The sequence below is a fragment of the Stenotrophomonas sp. YJH_SMC_101-4 genome (assembly GCF_059370395.1).
Genome location: NZ_JCAFTP010000006.1, coordinates 278,057 through 293,170, shown reverse-complemented (window position 1 = coordinate 293,170; position 15,114 = coordinate 278,057). Strand labels below are relative to the sequence as shown.

The following is a 15,114-nucleotide window of genomic DNA, read 5'->3' as shown; positions in this document are numbered from 1 at the left end:
CTTCGCCCCTGATTCACCTGCGATGCTCGGCTCGCTTGAAGGCGGACTGGTAGATCAAAAGCAAAGGCGGCATCCGTGCCGATCAAGGTCCCTCCCAGAGCAGATCCCCGGCGAACCTTATCTGTCGAAACCCAGCAGCAGTGGGTCGTGGTCGGAGCTGCGCCACGGGCCCTGCACGTTGCGGCCCTGGTAGCCGCTGGCGTCCTGCTCGTCGGCGTTGCTGTGCCATTCGGCGGCGCCGCGCAGGCGCTTGGCCATGCCCGGGCTCAGCAATGCATGGTCGAGGCGGCCGGTGTAGCCGTTGTAGACGTAGCTGTAGGGATGCTCGACCTTGGCGACCTTGAACGCGTCCTGCCAGCCCAGGTCATGCAGGGTGCGGATCGGGTCTTCCATCGCGTAGGCGTTGAAATCGCCCAGCAGTACCGCGTCCTTTGCACCGGTACCGGTCGGGTCGGTCTGCAGCCAGGCGTGCAGCTGCTGCGCGGAGGTCACGCGGGTGGCGTTCCAGCAGCCCTGGTTGTCGTTGCGGTCGGCGTCGGCGCCGCTCGCATCGCGGCAGCCCTTCGACTTGAAGTGGTTGGCGACCACCACGAACGGCGCACCCTGCTTGCCCTGGAAGGCCTGCGCCAACGGCACGCGGCTGTGCTCGACGAACGGGCCGCCGGTCAGCGTGGCCGGCGCGCCCACCGGCTGCAGCCGCGAGCTGCGGTAGATGATGCCGACGCGGATCGGGTTGTCGCCCGGGCCGTTGCCGGCGTCAACGAAGCGCCAGTCGCCCTGCGCGCCGCGATCGCGGTTGAGCGCGTCGACCAGTTCGGCGATGGCCGACTGCGGGCCGTAGCCGTCGTTCTCCAGCTCCATCAGCGCGGCGACATCGGCGCCCAGCGCGTTGACCGTGGTGACCAGCTTGACCACCTGCGCCTTGTGCTCGTCCAGCGTGCGCGCGCCGCGCAGGGTCGGGAAGCCACCGCCCTGGCCGTCACCATTGAAGAAGTTCTCCAGGTTGAAGGCCGCCACGTGCAGGCTGCCCGGCACGGTCGGCACCGCTGGGCGCTTCAGCTCCGGCAGCTTCAGCGCGCCTTCGACCTGCAGGCGCGGGCGGCCCTGTGCGTCCACACGCACGATGCCCTCCACATTGCGCAGCTGCATGCCGGTACGCAGCACCGGGTTGCCCGGCAGGTAGGCCACGCTGGCCGGGTCGCGGGCATCGCTGCCGTCGTCCAGCACCAAGCGGCGGCGCTGGTTGTCGGCCATCACCTGCTCGTAGCCGGCAGTACCCGGCGCGGCCACTTCGGTCGGCTGCCAGAGGCGACCATCGAAGGCCACGGTGAGCTGGCCGAAGCGCTCCAGGCCGTCGGTACCGGCCAGGGTCAGCGGTGCGGCGATGCGCACGCGCTGGCCATCCAGCACACGCCAGTCGGCCGGCGCGGCGGTCAGCACCACGGTGGCGCTGCTGCGCGCAGTGGAGGGCGACGCGACCGGTGCGGCCTGCGGCTGGGCCTGGGCAAAGGCGCCGGCCGGCAGCAGCAGGGACAGGGCAAGGGCGAGGGAACGGCGGCGCATCGACGGGCGACTCCATGGAAGAGGCGCACAGACTAACCCTGAAATGCGAAACCCAGCGACGCGCGCGGTTTTGGCCTTGGCCGGCAAAGCCGCCGGCGGCGGACGGAGAACGACCGGGGCGATTGGGCGACCGGCGGGTAGCGTCGACTGTCAGTCGACTATCGCGCGCAGCGCGGGCATTTTTGGTGGCGTTGGGAAGAGCAGTCGACTGACAGTCGACTCTACCCCCGTTCCGCGGTTCCGCCATCCCGTTCGGCCGTTCCATGTTTCGACGTTTTCGCCGTTCGCCGCCTACTTCAGGTTGCCCAGCATCCAGTCCACGGTGGCGTGGATCTGCTCCTCGGTCAGCGCCGGGTTGCCGCCCTTGGGCGGCATGATGCCGCCGTCCGGGCCGGTGTAGCCCTCGATGGCGTGCTTGTAGAGGGTGTCCTTGCCCTGTGCGATGCGCTTGTCCCAGTGCGAATGGTCCAGCGTCGGCGCCATGCCCACACCGGTGGTGTGGCAGGCGGTGCACAGGTTGTCGAAGATGACCTTGCCGTCCTTTGTGCCGCCGTAGGCCACCTGCGACGCGGCCTTGGCCAGCGCGGCGGCCTTGGCGGCGGCCTGCGCGGCGGCGCCGGTGCTGCCGGCATAGACCGCGCCGGTGGGCGAGATGCGCTGTTCGGTGCGCTTGGCCGCGGCCGGCGACACCTCGGGCGGAATCCGGGTGTGGATGTAGGCGGCAAGGAGGATGAGGCCGAGGGTGATGGTCGCCAGCAGCGCGATCACCATGGAGAAGCGTTTCAGGAACTCCAGATCGTAATTCCGCACTCTTCGTTACCCCTGGCTGATAGTCGTTGGACCACGGCTGAGCGACTGCGTGATGGACCGAGTATAGAACGCGCTTTGCGTGCGACAACAGGCGTCACTGCTGGTGCGGCGCAACATGCGGCCGTGGCCGCATGCGGGTAGCGCCGGGCCGTGCCCGGCGAGCGCGAAGCGCGGCAACAACGGTCGAGGATGGCAACAGCCGCCGGGCATGGCCCGGCGCTACCGTTTTGCGGGGGCGCCGATCGCACGCAGGCAGAAGCTGCAGATCGCATCCACCAGTGCGTCTTCGTCGCGGTGTGCTTCGCGGCTGGGCGCGGTCGGGCCGACCATGGCTTCGGTGAAGGCGCCGACCAGGCAGGCGGCGGCCACATGCGCGTCCTGCGCCGGCAGCTCACCGGCCGCCACGCCCTCCTCCACCAGCCGCAGGAACACGTCACCGAACGCGCGGCGACCGCGCATGCGCTCGGCTTCCACGTCCGGGTCGACCGGTTCAACGATGAAGGCGTGCGCCAGCCCCGGCCCGGCCAGGGCGCGGCGGACGAAGGCGGTGATCGCCAGCCGCAGGCGCTCGCTGGCCACCTCCGGGCCGCTGGCGATGCGTTCCATGATCGCAACCTCGTGGGCCACGGCGGCGTTGAGCACCTCCACGAACAACTCGGCCTTGGACGGGAAGTGCCGGTAGATCAGGCCGGTGGACACCCCCGCCTGGGTCGCCACGGCGGTTACCGGAGCATTGCGCCAGCCGCCGGTGGCGACCAGCTCGCGGGTGGCCAACAGGATCCGTTCACGGGCCCCGGCCAGCCGTTCTTCCATCAGTGCAGAGCGTTTGTAGGCCATGTTTTGATTCTAGTTTCAATTTTTGAATTTGTATTCACTTCTTACCCGAACCCAGCTACGCTGGGGTCCAATCGCCCGTGCGGGCAGCGGTCCTGCAGACCGCCGCCCGCTCCCCCGCCGGGTGCGTCCATTTCCTGCCATCCCGCCGTGGAGCCACCACAATGCACGTGCCATCCCTGAACTTCGACCTTGGCGAAGACATCGACCTGCTGCGCCAGAGCGTGGCCCATTTTGCCGCCGCCGAGGTCGCGCCGCTGGCCGCTGAGGCCGATGCCACCAATCAGTTCCCGCTGGCCCTGTGGCCGAAGCTGGGCGAACAGGGCCTGCTCGGCCTCACCGTGGAAGAAGAATACGGCGGCACCGGCATGGGCTACCTGGCCCACGTGGTGGCGATGGAAGAGATCTCGCGTGCTTCCGGCGGCATCGGCCTGTCCTACGGCGCGCACTCCAACCTGTGCGTGAACCAGCTGCGCAAGAATGGCAACGAAGAACAGAAACAGCGCTTCCTGCCGGGCCTGTGCAACGGCAGCCTGGTCGGCGCGCTGGCGATGAGCGAGCCGGGTGCCGGTTCGGACGTGGTGTCGATGAAACTGCGCGCCGACAAGCGTGGTGACCGCTACGTGCTCAACGGCAACAAGATGTGGATCACCAACGGCCCGGATGCCGACGTGCTGGTGGTCTATGCCAAGACCGACATGGACGCCGGCGCCAAGGGCATCACCGCGTTCCTGGTCGAGAAGGGCATGAAGGGCTTCTCCACCGCGCAGAAGCTGGACAAGCTGGGCATGCGTTCCTCGCCCACCTGCGAGCTGGTGTTCCAGGACTGCGAAGTACCGGAAGAAAACGTGCTGGGCCAGATCGGTGGCGGCGTGCGCGTGCTGATGTCCGGCCTGGACTACGAGCGCGTGGTGCTGTCCGGCGGCCCGCTGGGCCTGATGGCCGCGGCGATGGACGTGGTGATGCCCTACGTGCACGAGCGCCACCAGTTCGGTGAGGCGATCGGCAGCTTCCAGCTGATCCAGGGCAAGATTGCCGACATGTACGTGGGCCTGGGCGCCTGCCGTGCGTATGTCTATGCCGTGGCACGCGCCTGCGACCAGGGCCGCACCACCCGCCAGGACGCCGCCGGTGCCATCCTGTACGCCGCCGAGAAGGCGACCTGGCTGACCGGCCAGGCGATCCAGATCCTGGGCGGCAACGGCTACATCAACGAATACCCGACCGGCCGTTTGTGGCGCGACGCCAAGCTGTATGAAATCGGCGCCGGCACCTCGGAGATCCGCCGCATGCTGATCGGCCGCGAACTGTTCCAGCGCACCCTGTAAGGCCACCGCGATGACCGTCCTGAACAGCCAGCTGCAACCGGGCAGCGAAACGTTTGAAAGCAACCGCGCGGCCATGCAGGCCGTGGTCGACGACCTGCACGCCACGCTTGCCCGCACTGCACTGGGCGGAAGCGAGGCGGCACGCGCCAAGCACACCGCGCGCGGCAAGCTGCTGGTGCGCGACCGTATCGACGCCCTGCTCGACCCCGGCAGCGCCTTCCTGGAAATCGCGCCGCTGGCCGCGCACGGCATGTATGACGATGCCGTGCCCGCCGCCGGCGTGGTGGCCGGCATCGGCCGCGTGAGCGGCGTGGAATGCGTGATCGTGGCCAACGACGCCACGGTCAAGGGCGGCACCTACTACCCGATGACGGTGAAGAAGCACCTGCGCGCGCAGGAGATCGCCGAGCAGAACCACCTGCCGTGCATCTACCTGGTCGATTCCGGCGGCGCCTTCCTGCCGCTGCAGGATGAGGTGTTCCCCGACCGCGATCATTTCGGCCGCATCTTCTACAACCAGGCCAACCTGTCGGCGCAGGGCATTCCGCAGATCGCCTGCGTGATGGGCAGCTGCACCGCCGGTGGTGCCTACGTGCCGGCGATGAGCGACGAGACGGTGATCGTGCGCGAGCAGGGCACGATCTTCCTCGGCGGCCCGCCGCTGGTGAAGGCCGCCACCGGTGAAGTGGTGACGGCCGAGGAACTGGGCGGTGCCGACGTACACACGCGCATCTCCGGCGTGGCCGACCACATGGCCGACAACGATCTGCAGGCGCTGGCACGGGTACGCGCGATCATCGCCCAGCTGAACTGGCGCAAGCCGGAGCCGGCGATGGCGGTGCAGGCGCCCAAGGAACCGCTGCTGCCGGCGCATGAACTGTATGGGGTGATTCCCGCCGATACGCGCAAGCCCTACGACGTGCGCGAAGTGATCGCACGCCTGGTCGATGGCTCGCGCTTTGACGAGTTCAAGCCGCGCTATGGCGCAACACTGGTTACCGGCTTCGCGCATCTGAACGGCTACCCGATCGGCATCATCGCCAACAACGGCATCCTGTTCTCCGAGTCGGCACTGAAAGGCGCGCACTTCATCGAGCTGTGCACCCAGCGCAACGTCCCGCTGGTGTTCCTGCAGAACATCACCGGCTTCATGGTCGGCCGCAAGTACGAACAGGGCGGCATCGCCAAGGACGGCGCCAAGCTGGTGATGGCAGTAGCCTGCGCCAAGGTTCCCAAGTTCACCGTGGTCATCGGCGGCTCGTTCGGTGCCGGCAACTACGGCATGTGCGGCCGCGCCTATTCGCCCAACTTCCTGTGGATGTGGCCCAACGCACGCATCGGCGTGATGGGCGGCGAACAGGCCGCCAGCGTTCTGGCCACGGTCAAGCGCGATGGCATCGAAGCCAAGGGCGGCCAGTGGCCGGCAGCGGAGGAAGATGCGTTCAAGGCACCGATCCGCGAGCAGTTCGAGCAGCAGGGCCACCCGTACTACGCCAGCGCGCGCCTGTGGGACGACGGCGTGATCGATCCGGCCGACACCCGCCGCGTACTGGCCCTGGCGCTGTCGGCCAGCCTCAACGCCGCCCCGCAGCAGACGCGCTTCGGCGTGTTCCGCATGTAACCCGTGCCATGACCGAGCCTGTTGCCATGTTCACCAAAGTCCTGATCGCCAATCGCGGCGAAATCGCCTGTCGCGTCATCGCCACCTGCCGCCGCCTCGGCATCGCCACCGTGGCGGTATATTCCGATGCCGACCGCAACGCGCGCCACGTGCGCCTGGCCGACGAAGCCATCCACATCGGTCCGGCCGCTGCACGTGAAAGTTACCTGCGCGGCGATGCCCTGCTCGACGCCGCACGCCTGACCGGCGCGCAGGCGATCCACCCCGGTTACGGCTTCCTGTCCGAGAATGCCGACTTCGCCGATGCCTGCGCCGCCGCCGGCATCACCTTCATCGGGCCGCCGGCCAGCGCCATCCGCGCGATGGGCGACAAGAGCGCGGCCAAGGCATTGATGGCGAAAGCCGGCGTGCCGCTGACGCCGGGCTACCACGGCGACCAGCAGGAACCGTCCTTCCTGCGCGAACAGGCCGACGCCATCGGTTACCCGGTGCTGATCAAGGCCAGCGCCGGTGGCGGTGGCAAGGGCATGCGCAAGGTCGAGCGCAGCGAGGACTTCGTCGATGCGCTGGCCAGCTGCCAGCGCGAGGCCGCCTCGGCGTTCGGCAACGACCACGTGCTGGTCGAGAAGTATGTCGAGCGCCCGCGCCATATCGAGATCCAGGTGTTCGGCGACAGCCACGGTGAGGCGGTCTACCTGTTCGAGCGCGACTGCTCGGTGCAGCGCCGCCACCAGAAGGTGCTGGAAGAAGCACCCGCCCCGGGCATGAGCGCAGAACGTCGTGCTGCAATGGGCAAGGCGGCGGTCGATGCCGCGCGCGCGGTGGGCTACGTCGGTGCCGGCACGGTGGAGTTCATCGCCGGCCCGGACGGCGATTTCTACTTCATGGAAATGAACACCCGCCTTCAGGTCGAGCACCCGGTGACCGAATACATCACCGGCACCGACCTGGTGGAATGGCAGCTGCGCGTGGCCTCGGGCTTGCCGCTGCCGCTGCGCCAGGAGCAGCTGGCGATCCACGGCCATGCCATCGAAGCACGCCTGTACGCAGAAGATGCCGACCGCGGCTTCCTGCCCTCCACCGGTACCCTGCGCCGCCTGCGCCTGCCGGCGCCGTCTGCCCATGTGCGCGTGGATACCGGCGTGGAGGAAGGCGACAGCATCACCCCGTACTACGATCCGATGATTGCCAAGCTGATCGTCTGGGACGTGGACCGCGATGCCGCGCTGCGCCGCATGAGCCAGGCGCTGGCCGACTGCCAGGTAGTGGGCGTGACCACCAATGCCGGCTTCCTGCGCCGGCTGGTGAACACCGATTCGTTCGCGCACGCCAAGCTGGATACCGCGCTGATCGAACGCGAACAGGCGGCATTGAGTGCAGGGGGCGATACGGATGATGCCCTGTGGCAGCTGGTCGCCGTGGCCGCCGTTGCAAGCACTGCCGGTGCCAGCACCGACGCGCGCGACCCGCATTCGCCGTGGCAGGCCCAGGACGGCTGGCGCCTCGGCGCATCGGCACCACGCGTGCTGCCGCTGCAGCAGGGCGATCGCCGGCACACGCTGAAGGTGTGGGCGCAGGCCGATGGCTGGCGCGTGCAGTGCGACGATGCGGCGCCGGTGCAGGTGATCGGCACGGCCAATATGCAGGGCCTGACGGTGCAGCTGGGCGAGCGCCGCTGGTCGTTGCAGCTGCTGCGCGACGGTGACCAGCTGTACCTGTTCGGCGCCGACGGCCAGCACCGCTTCACCCTGCACGATCCGGTGGGTGAATCGGACCACGCCGTGGCCGACGCCGGCAGCCTGCTGGCGCCGATGCCGGGCAGGATCGTTGCGACGCTGGTCGCCGCCGGTACCGAGGTCAAGCGCGGCACGCCGCTGGTGGTGCTGGAAGCGATGAAGATGGAGCACACGCTGCAGGCACCGGCGGACGGCACGGTGAAGGGTTACCGCGCCAAGGCCGGCGACCAGGTGGGTGACGGTGCAGTACTGGTGGACTTCGAGGCGGCGTGAACGCCGCGGCGGCGACCGCTCAGCGGTCGTCGCCCACCACCACCCGGCCAGCAGGATCGAATTCGGCCGTGTCCAGCGTGGCACTGCGCCAGCCCAGGCCGCAGATGGCCATCGCGCTCTGCCCGATGCCGTCGAAACCGAAGGCACGATCGACATCGGCATCGTTGATGGCTGCGGTGACGAATGCCGCCAGGCCACGCTCGGTTGCGCACAGGTACAGCAGCTGCGAGATGTGGCCGACATCCAGCGTCACCGCACGATACGCCTTGGCGTGGTTGCGGTACTTCCAGAAGCAGCGGTCGTACCGCGGTGCCAGCACCAGCAGCGCCGGTGCATCGGCGAACCACTCCTGACCGGACAGCATCCGCCGTGCCAGCGCGGGCAATGCATCGGGGGGCGGCGAGGGCAACGGCAGTACCGCGTGCTGCACGGGGTGGTAGTGGTACAGCCCTGGTACCAGCCCTTCCACGTTCTGTACCAGCAGGAAACCTTCGGTGGGATGCAGGCCGCCGCCGGAGGGCACGTTCTTCTTCAGGAACTCCGTATCACGCTCGACCTTCTGCACCGCGTGGGCCATCAGCGTGCGCTGCAGCACCTGGGCCAGCAGCGGCAATGGCAGTGCACGCTGCGGGTCGAAATTGCGGCAGGTCGTGCGCTGCGCCAGCAGCGCGTCGAACGCGGCCTCTTCGCTGCGCGGCAGCGGCTGGTAGTCGCCCTGCAGGGCTTGCACCACCGGTGGCGGCGGCCCCAGCCGCTGGCGCAGGCCGGCAGCGGTATCCAGACCCTGGCGACGCATGTCCTCCACGCTGTCCACCGCCTGCCAGCGCGCATGGCGATGGGCCAATGCGGCCAACGGCCACCACTGGCTGCGTCGCAATGCCTCATCACGCATCTGGTGCCCGACCTCATCCGGCGGGTCGGTCAGCACCAGCCCCTGCTCGACCAGGCGCGCCAGCATCGCCGGAGAGGTGCCGGCCGGCGGTTCGCTCCAGCGGTGCGCGCTGAGCTCGCCCAGCAGCTGGCGCTCCTCGGCGTCCACCGGCAGCGGCTGGTCCAGATGGGCGGCCAGGGCCACCCAGCTGATCTGGCTGTCCATCTCGGCCTGGCCGGCCAGCATCGCGCGCAGGTCCAGGGTGACCGACTCGCGGGGCTCGAACATCAGGCTGGCGCAGCGGCGCAGGCGCATGGGTTTCCTTCCTTCTGCCGCACAACCGGCATAGCAGCAACGACCGCGACGCGGCCAACTTTAGCGACATGCACGCCACCGCCCTCAATGGCAGGCTGTCGCGGCCGATACGAGAAACTCAACCTACGGACGATCCCCATGAGCACCCATCCCCGCCTTTCCGCCGAAGACGCCAGCACCCTGCTGGACCACCTCATCGGCAACGACGACTTCCGCAACCACTTCACCGCATCGCCGGGCAGGGCCCTGGCCTCGATCGGCCTGGACGGTGCGGTTGGCGAGAACGACTGCATGAAGATCGGCACCCTGGCTTCGGTCGAGGAGCTGCGCCGCACCCGCGATTCGCTGCATGCGTACCTGAGTGCCTCAACCGCCTCGATGACGGTGGTGTTCTGCTTCGAAGCCGACCGGATCGACGAGCGCGTCAACGCCTGAGTCCGCATCAGCGCGGCACCCGCACCGACGTCGCCTCCGTGGCGATGTCGTGCACATTCAGGGGCTGCCAGACCTGCATGGACGCCACCTCGGCAATGGCCTGACCGTGGTGCCGGGCCAGCCAGGCCTGCTCGCGGCGCACGCCGGCAGTGTCCTGCTCGGCACGCAATGCCTGCAGCAGCACAACATGGGCCTGCACCGGTTCGCTGCCATCAAAGGTGGGCTCGAGCAGATGGCGTGCCGCTTGCGGACGCTGTTGCGCCAGTTCGGCCATCGCCAGCACAACCCGGCGCCACTTGCCCACCACAGGGCTGCGCTGCCGCTCCAGCAGTTCGCCGTGGTCACGCAGCCACTCTGCGGCCAGCGCATGCTGGCCCTGGCGCTGGGCCAGATAGGTCAGGGCCAGCAACTGCAGACTGCGGCTACCCACGGCGGAGTCGTCGTTCTTCCGCAGCAGCGGTCGCAGCATGGCGGCGATGGATTCAAGCTCCTTTGCATCGCCGGCCGTGCACAACGTGGTCACGGTGGCGTGTTGCAGGCGCTGATGGATCTGGTAGTCGATCAGATCCGGTGCCGGGCCATCCGCAGCGATCGCGGCATGCAGGCTGCTGCAATCACGCTGCTCCGCAGCCACCAGCAGGTTTGCCCGCAGGCGCATGCGCTGTTGCAGGTCATCCCCCCGCGGCAACCGCATCAACAGCTGCTGTGCCTGTGCGTCCAGGCCCTGCGCAACCAGCACGTCCACATCCAGGTCGTCGGCCTCGTCATTGCCGCGCAGCATCTGTGCCTGGTGCAAGGTGCGCATTGCCTGCTGCGGCTGGCCGAGGCCCAACTGTGCCCGCGCCAGATGGATCATCGGATACAGCCGCAACGGATCCTGAGGCACCGTCGCGGCGCGCGCGTAGGGCGCGGCCTCGGCGAAGCGATTGTCCTGCAGCAGCCCCCAGGAGGTATTGGACAGCCCCGCAAACGAATCCGGATAGATCTTGGCCAGTGCACGCCACTGTTCCAGCGGCCAGCCACCGGGTTCCAGTTCGGCCTGCCAGCCCTTCAGGTACAGGCGCTCACGCGCGGGCAAACGCTGCTGCTGGGCCAGCGCGTGCTCCAGCGCGTCACGCGCGTCCGCAACCTGCGCGGTGCGGGCCAGCAGCTTGGCCACGCCCATGTAGGCCAGGGCAAAACCGGGATCGATATCGATCGCCGCCTGGTAGAGGTTGCGTGCTTCTTCGAAGCGACGCTGGCCCAGTGCGCTTTCGGCCAGGGCAAACGCACGCAGTGCGCGCAGGTCCTGGGTCGATGCCCGCGGCAGCGGCAACGACTGTTCCAGGCTCGCCACCGATTCGCCCAGGCCACGTCGCAGGCGCCCGACCACGTCGTCCACCGCGAACACCATCTGATCGGATCGATCCACGGTGGCGGTGAACGTCTGGATCACCTGGCCGGTGCCGGGTGCGGCGACGTCGATGGCCAGCTCATAGCCACCAATCTTCTGCCGCACGGTCGGCAACAACACGGCGCGCGCACCCTCGCGCACCGCCACCTCGGCCGCGGTATCGCGGTTGAGCCGGGTATCGCCCGAGAGCCGCGCCATTTCCAGGCTTTCGCGGATCTTGCCCTCCGACAGCACGTTCACGTAGCGCGACTGCTCCAGCGCGATGCGGATCGCGTGCCGCATCGAATCGTCGAAGATCGGATCACCGGTGAGATTGTCGACATCCCCGAGCACCACCCAGTCGCGTTCGGCGAACGCGATCGCCGGCTCCGGCCGCAGCAGCAGCCAGCCGCCCAGCACCGCCACCGTCAGTACCAGACCTTCAGCGGCCAGCACCAACGGCTGCCGCCACAGCGGCAGGTCGCGGCGCGCCTTGGCATTGGCACGTGGCATGCGCAGCGGCGCCGAGCCGATCTCGCCTACTTCGATCACTTCCTGCACCACCGGCACGCCCTTGAAGCGCCAGCGCCCGTGCGACTTCCACAGCAGGCGCGCGCCGCGCTCGCCCAACGCATCGGTGGCGCGGCGGGTCAGTGATTCGGCCACGGCCGACAACAGGATCTGGCCAGGCCGTGCCAGCATCATCAGGCGCGCCGCCATCGGCTTGGCCAGCCCTTCCACTTCCATCGACTTGGCGCCGGCGCGCACCGCTTCGGGACTGTTGTCCCAGGTCAGTACGTCACCCACATGCAGGCCGGCACGCGCACGCAGTTCAATCGAACGCTGCTGGCCCAGCGTGTGCAGTTCGCACTGGTAGTCCAGCGCGAAACCGAGCGCATCGATGGCGCGCTCGAACAGCATGAACAGGCCGTCGGAGCGATCGATCAGCTGGCCATTCCAGCGGTGCTGCAACACCAGCACCAGGCGGTCGTGTTCCTGGAACAGGCTCGCGGCCGCGACGTCGCCGATCCGCTCGACCAGCTGCAGCGAATCACACAGATCGGTGAACAGCAGGGCGCGTAGCTGGGGGCTATGCGGGGCTGACGTTCCGTTGTCGCCATTCATCGCCTGCATCTCCCTATGGGCCGTCCGGAGCATCCACCCAGCGCAGGCAGTTGCCGCCATCGCGCTTGGCCTGGTACAGCGCGCGGTCCGCACTGGCATACCACTCGCTCCAGCCGGCCTCCGGCGCCAGCAGGCTGGCACCGATGCTGACCAGGCTGACATGCGGCGTGCCATGACTGCGTTCGAGCAGGCCATGCACCGCGCTGAGGATGAACTCGGCCGCGTGCTGCACGATCTCGTGATTGCCACGGCGCAGGATCAGGCAGAACTCATCGCCGCCGAGGCGGCAGGCCAGGTCCTGCTCACCGGCCATCGAGCGCAGGATGTTGCCCATGCTCTGCAGCACACGGTCGCCGGCCTGGTGGCCGTGACGATCATTGATCTGCTTGAAGCGGTCGCAGTCGATCAGCAGCAGGGCCTGCGGCAACCCGCCACCGTCGGCGCGGCACTCCTGCAGGTACAGGGTCAGGCCACGGCGGTTGTGCAGCCCGGTCAGTTCATCGGTACGCACCAGCTCACGGGTGTGGGTCAGCTGATGGGTGGTGATGTACAGATTGTCCAGCGCGGTTTCCAGATCATGGTTGCGCCGGCGCAGCTGGCTGATCAGGGCCTGCTCGTTGGTCAGCACGCGCATGATCGTGCGCCGCAGGAAGTAGGCGACCAGGCCGGGATCGGATTCCACCAGGCGATGGAAATCGGCCGGGCCCAGCTCCAGTACTTCGCAGTCGGCCAGCGCGCGTGCACTGGCGCTGCGCAGGTGATCACCGACCAGCAGGCCAAGCTCACCGAAGAACTCATGCTGGCCGAGCGTCTTGATCACCAGGTCCTCGCCGAAGTCCAGTTCGATCTGGCCCTGGAGGATCACATACATCCGTTCGCCGCGATGGCCACGCTGGAACAACCACTGTCCGGCATGAAGCTTGCATGGACGGGCAAATCTGGCGAACAATGCCACCTCGGCAGCGGACAGCAGCGCGTGCACGATCTCGGCCATCGCCACCCGGGCGATACCTGACGTCACATCACTGTTCTCGGCCGCACCCCTGCCGGTCATTCCCTGCACCCGCCGCCAGCGTCCCCTGGTGAGCCGCGGAGCATAGCACCGCTTTAAAGTGTGCGCCCTATCTCATTTTGACCCTTCTGCCGATCTTGATTGATGTGAAGATCGGTAGTGGCCCGTTCTGGTCACGGGTGTCCGGGCAAAACCCCTGCGGGATCAATCCGATGCCGGGTTTCACAGGGTTTCGGCCAAGTTGCCGGCACACGGGGTGCGCCTGATTGACGCTGCCTGCTGGCCGCGCCTTTGCATCGATACAACAACGCCGGCAGGTCCCCCGACCGGCCGGCGTTGTCTGGCCCTTCCCTGGCCACCCTGATCGCTCTGAGGCCCGGTAGTGCCGGCCGCTGGCCGGCAACCATCTGGACCTCGGGAACATCGACGGGTTGCCGGCCAGCGGCCGGCACTACCGCATCACGCAGCGCGTTCGCTGCGCCCGCCGTGGAACTGCTCTTCCTCGGTCGAGCCGGTCAGCGCGGTGGTCGACGACTGGCCCTGCTGGATCGCCTGGGTCACCGCGTCGAAGTAACCGGTACCGACCTCACGCTGGTGCTTGACCGCAGTGAAGCCACGCTCGGCCGCTTCGAACTCGGCTTCCTGCAGCTCCACGAACGCGCTCATCTGGCGGCGTGCATAGCCGTGGGCCAGGTTGAACATGCCGTAGTTCAGCGCATGGAAGCCGGCCAAGGTGATGAACTGGAACTTGTAGCCGTAGCTGCCCAGCTCGCGCTGGAACTTCGCGATGGTGGCGTCGTCCAGGTTCTTCTTCCAGTTGAAGCTGGGCGAGCAGTTGTAGGCCAGCAGCTTGCCCGGGAACTTCGCATGGATCGCCTCGGCGAACTTGCGTGCGAATTCCAGATCCGGCTTGCCGGTCTCGCACCACACCAGGTCGGCGTAGGGTGCATAGGCCAGGCCACGGCTGATCGCCTGGTCCAGGCCATTGCGGGTCTTGTAGAAGCCTTCGACGGTGCGCTCACCGGTGGTGAACGGCTTGTCGTTGCCGTCGATGTCACTGGTCAGCAGATCCGCTGCTTCAGCATCGGTGCGCGCGACCAGCAGGGTCGGCACGCCCAGCACGTCGGCGGCCAGGCGCGCCGCGTTGAGCTTCTCGATCGCCTCACGGGTCGGCACCAGCACCTTGCCGCCCATGTGGCCGCACTTCTTCACCGAGGCCAGCTGATCCTCGAAGTGCACGCCGGCGGCACCGGCCTCGATCATCGCCTTCATCAGTTCGAAGGCGTTGAGCACGCCGCCGAAACCGGCTTCTGCATCGGCCACGATCGGCTGCAGGAAGTCGATGTCATCCTTGCCTTCGGCATGGTGCAGCTGGTCGGCGCGCAGCAGCGTGTTGTTGATGCGCTTGACCACCGCCGGCACCGAATCGGCGGGGTACAGCGACTGGTCCGGGTACATCTGGCCGGCCAGGTTGGCGTCGGCCGCCACCTGCCAACCGGACAGGTAGATGGCCTTCAGGCCAGCCTTGACCTGCTGCATGGCCTGGTTACCGGTCAGCGCACCCAGCGCGTTGACGAACTCGCGCTCATGCAGCGACGCCCACAGCTTCTCCGCACCCAGGCGGGCCAGCGAATGCTCGATGTGGACGGTGCCGCGCAGGCGCACCACGTCGGCGGCGCTGTAGTTGCGCTGGATGCCTTCCCAGCGCGGGTTGGTATCCCAGTCGTGCTGGATCTGTTCGGCAGTGGGCAGCTTGCTCATGTCTTTCTCCAGTTCGGTTCGTGCGTGCAGCGGGGAGGGAAACGGCGTGGAAACGCGG

Annotated in this window: 11 protein-coding genes; 4 read left to right on the top strand and 7 right to left on the bottom strand. The window is 67.8% G+C overall.

Features of this window, described 5'->3' with window-relative positions:
* Positions 1-117 precede the first annotated feature (117 nt).
* The 3 genes from AC5P8D_RS19905 to AC5P8D_RS19895 all read right to left on the bottom strand — a co-directional run bounded on the left by AC5P8D_RS19905 (position 118) and on the right by AC5P8D_RS19895 (position 3,210).
* Entirely contained in the window at positions 118-1,563 is a 1,446-nt protein-coding gene (locus AC5P8D_RS19905) for an ExeM/NucH family extracellular endonuclease (protein WP_495203596.1), read from the bottom strand.
* 291 nt (positions 1,564-1,854) lie between these two features.
* Positions 1,855-2,373 (bottom strand): c-type cytochrome, encoded by a 519-nt coding sequence (locus AC5P8D_RS19900; protein WP_043400625.1) that lies wholly within the window; start codon positions 2,371-2,373, stop codon positions 1,855-1,857.
* Between the two features lie 219 nt (positions 2,374-2,592).
* Positions 2,593-3,210, bottom strand: a complete 618-nt coding sequence (locus AC5P8D_RS19895; RefSeq protein ID WP_019337660.1) for a TetR/AcrR family transcriptional regulator — start codon at positions 3,208-3,210, stop codon at positions 2,593-2,595.
* A gap of 161 nt (positions 3,211-3,371) precedes the next feature.
* On the opposite strand from AC5P8D_RS19895, the gene AC5P8D_RS19890 reads away from it, so the two are divergent.
* From AC5P8D_RS19890 to AC5P8D_RS19880, 3 genes are read left to right on the top strand one after another with little or no spacing between them, the layout of a single operon-like run.
* The gene (locus AC5P8D_RS19890) at positions 3,372-4,535 is read left to right on the top strand and encodes an isovaleryl-CoA dehydrogenase (RefSeq protein WP_019337659.1); all 1,164 of its coding nucleotides are present in this window, start codon (positions 3,372-3,374) and stop codon (positions 4,533-4,535) included.
* 10 nt (positions 4,536-4,545) lie between these two features.
* Positions 4,546-6,156, top strand: a complete 1,611-nt coding sequence (locus AC5P8D_RS19885; protein WP_495203595.1) for a carboxyl transferase domain-containing protein — start codon at positions 4,546-4,548, stop codon at positions 6,154-6,156.
* Between the two features lie 8 nt (positions 6,157-6,164).
* Positions 6,165-8,165, top strand: coding sequence for an acetyl/propionyl/methylcrotonyl-CoA carboxylase subunit alpha (locus AC5P8D_RS19880; protein ID WP_447907140.1), 2,001 nt, complete (start codon positions 6,165-6,167; stop codon positions 8,163-8,165).
* 19 nt (positions 8,166-8,184) lie between these two features.
* Here AC5P8D_RS19880 and AC5P8D_RS19875 read toward each other — a convergent pair whose 3' ends face one another.
* Positions 8,185-9,351: a putative peptide maturation dehydrogenase gene (locus AC5P8D_RS19875; protein ID WP_191863735.1), complete on the bottom strand. Its 1,167-nt coding sequence runs from the start codon at positions 9,349-9,351 to the stop codon at positions 8,185-8,187.
* A 138-nt stretch (positions 9,352-9,489) separates the two neighbouring features.
* On the opposite strand from AC5P8D_RS19875, the gene AC5P8D_RS19870 reads away from it, so the two are divergent.
* Positions 9,490-9,786 (top strand): NHLP-related RiPP peptide, encoded by a 297-nt coding sequence (locus AC5P8D_RS19870; protein WP_109815138.1) that lies wholly within the window; start codon positions 9,490-9,492, stop codon positions 9,784-9,786.
* 7 nt (positions 9,787-9,793) lie between these two features.
* Here AC5P8D_RS19870 and AC5P8D_RS19865 read toward each other — a convergent pair whose 3' ends face one another.
* The 3 genes from AC5P8D_RS19865 to aceA all read right to left on the bottom strand — a co-directional run bounded on the left by AC5P8D_RS19865 (position 9,794) and on the right by aceA (position 15,056).
* Positions 9,794-12,292 carry a putative peptide modification system cyclase gene (locus AC5P8D_RS19865; RefSeq protein WP_329837432.1) on the bottom strand — a complete coding sequence of 833 codons (2,499 nt, stop codon included), beginning with the start codon at positions 12,290-12,292 and terminating at the stop codon, positions 9,794-9,796.
* Positions 12,293-12,296: 4 nt separating this feature from the next.
* Positions 12,297-13,337 carry a GGDEF domain-containing protein gene (locus tag AC5P8D_RS19860; protein ID WP_049410007.1) on the bottom strand — a complete coding sequence of 347 codons (1,041 nt, stop codon included), beginning with the start codon at positions 13,335-13,337 and terminating at the stop codon, positions 12,297-12,299.
* Positions 13,338-13,754: 417 nt separating this feature from the next.
* Positions 13,755-15,056, bottom strand: a complete 1,302-nt coding sequence (gene aceA / locus AC5P8D_RS19855) for an isocitrate lyase (protein ID WP_019661879.1) — start codon at positions 15,054-15,056, stop codon at positions 13,755-13,757.
* Between the last annotated feature and the right edge of the window lie 58 nt (positions 15,057-15,114).

What these genes read in the sequence shown, in the direction of transcription:
- AC5P8D_RS19905 (WP_495203596.1), bottom strand. Translation starts at nt 1,563, where the DNA reads ATGCGCCGCCGTTCCCTCGCCCTTGCCCTGTCCCTGCTGCTGCCGGCC.
- AC5P8D_RS19895 (WP_019337660.1), bottom strand. Translation starts at nt 3,210, where the DNA reads ATGGCCTACAAACGCTCTGCACTGATGGAAGAACGGCTGGCCGGGGCC.
- AC5P8D_RS19890 (WP_019337659.1), top strand. Translation starts at nt 3,372, where the DNA reads ATGCACGTGCCATCCCTGAACTTCGACCTTGGCGAAGACATCGACCTG.
- AC5P8D_RS19885 (WP_495203595.1), top strand. Translation starts at nt 4,546, where the DNA reads ATGACCGTCCTGAACAGCCAGCTGCAACCGGGCAGCGAAACGTTTGAA.
- AC5P8D_RS19880 (WP_447907140.1), top strand. Translation starts at nt 6,165, where the DNA reads ATGACCGAGCCTGTTGCCATGTTCACCAAAGTCCTGATCGCCAATCGC.
- AC5P8D_RS19875 (WP_191863735.1), bottom strand. Translation starts at nt 9,351, where the DNA reads ATGCGCCTGCGCCGCTGCGCCAGCCTGATGTTCGAGCCCCGCGAGTCG.
- AC5P8D_RS19870 (WP_109815138.1), top strand. Translation starts at nt 9,490, where the DNA reads ATGAGCACCCATCCCCGCCTTTCCGCCGAAGACGCCAGCACCCTGCTG.
- AC5P8D_RS19865 (WP_329837432.1), bottom strand. Translation starts at nt 12,292, where the DNA reads ATGCAGGCGATGAATGGCGACAACGGAACGTCAGCCCCGCATAGCCCC.
- AC5P8D_RS19860 (WP_049410007.1), bottom strand. Translation starts at nt 13,337, where the DNA reads ATGACCGGCAGGGGTGCGGCCGAGAACAGTGATGTGACGTCAGGTATC.
- aceA (WP_019661879.1), bottom strand. Translation starts at nt 15,056, where the DNA reads ATGAGCAAGCTGCCCACTGCCGAACAGATCCAGCACGACTGGGATACC.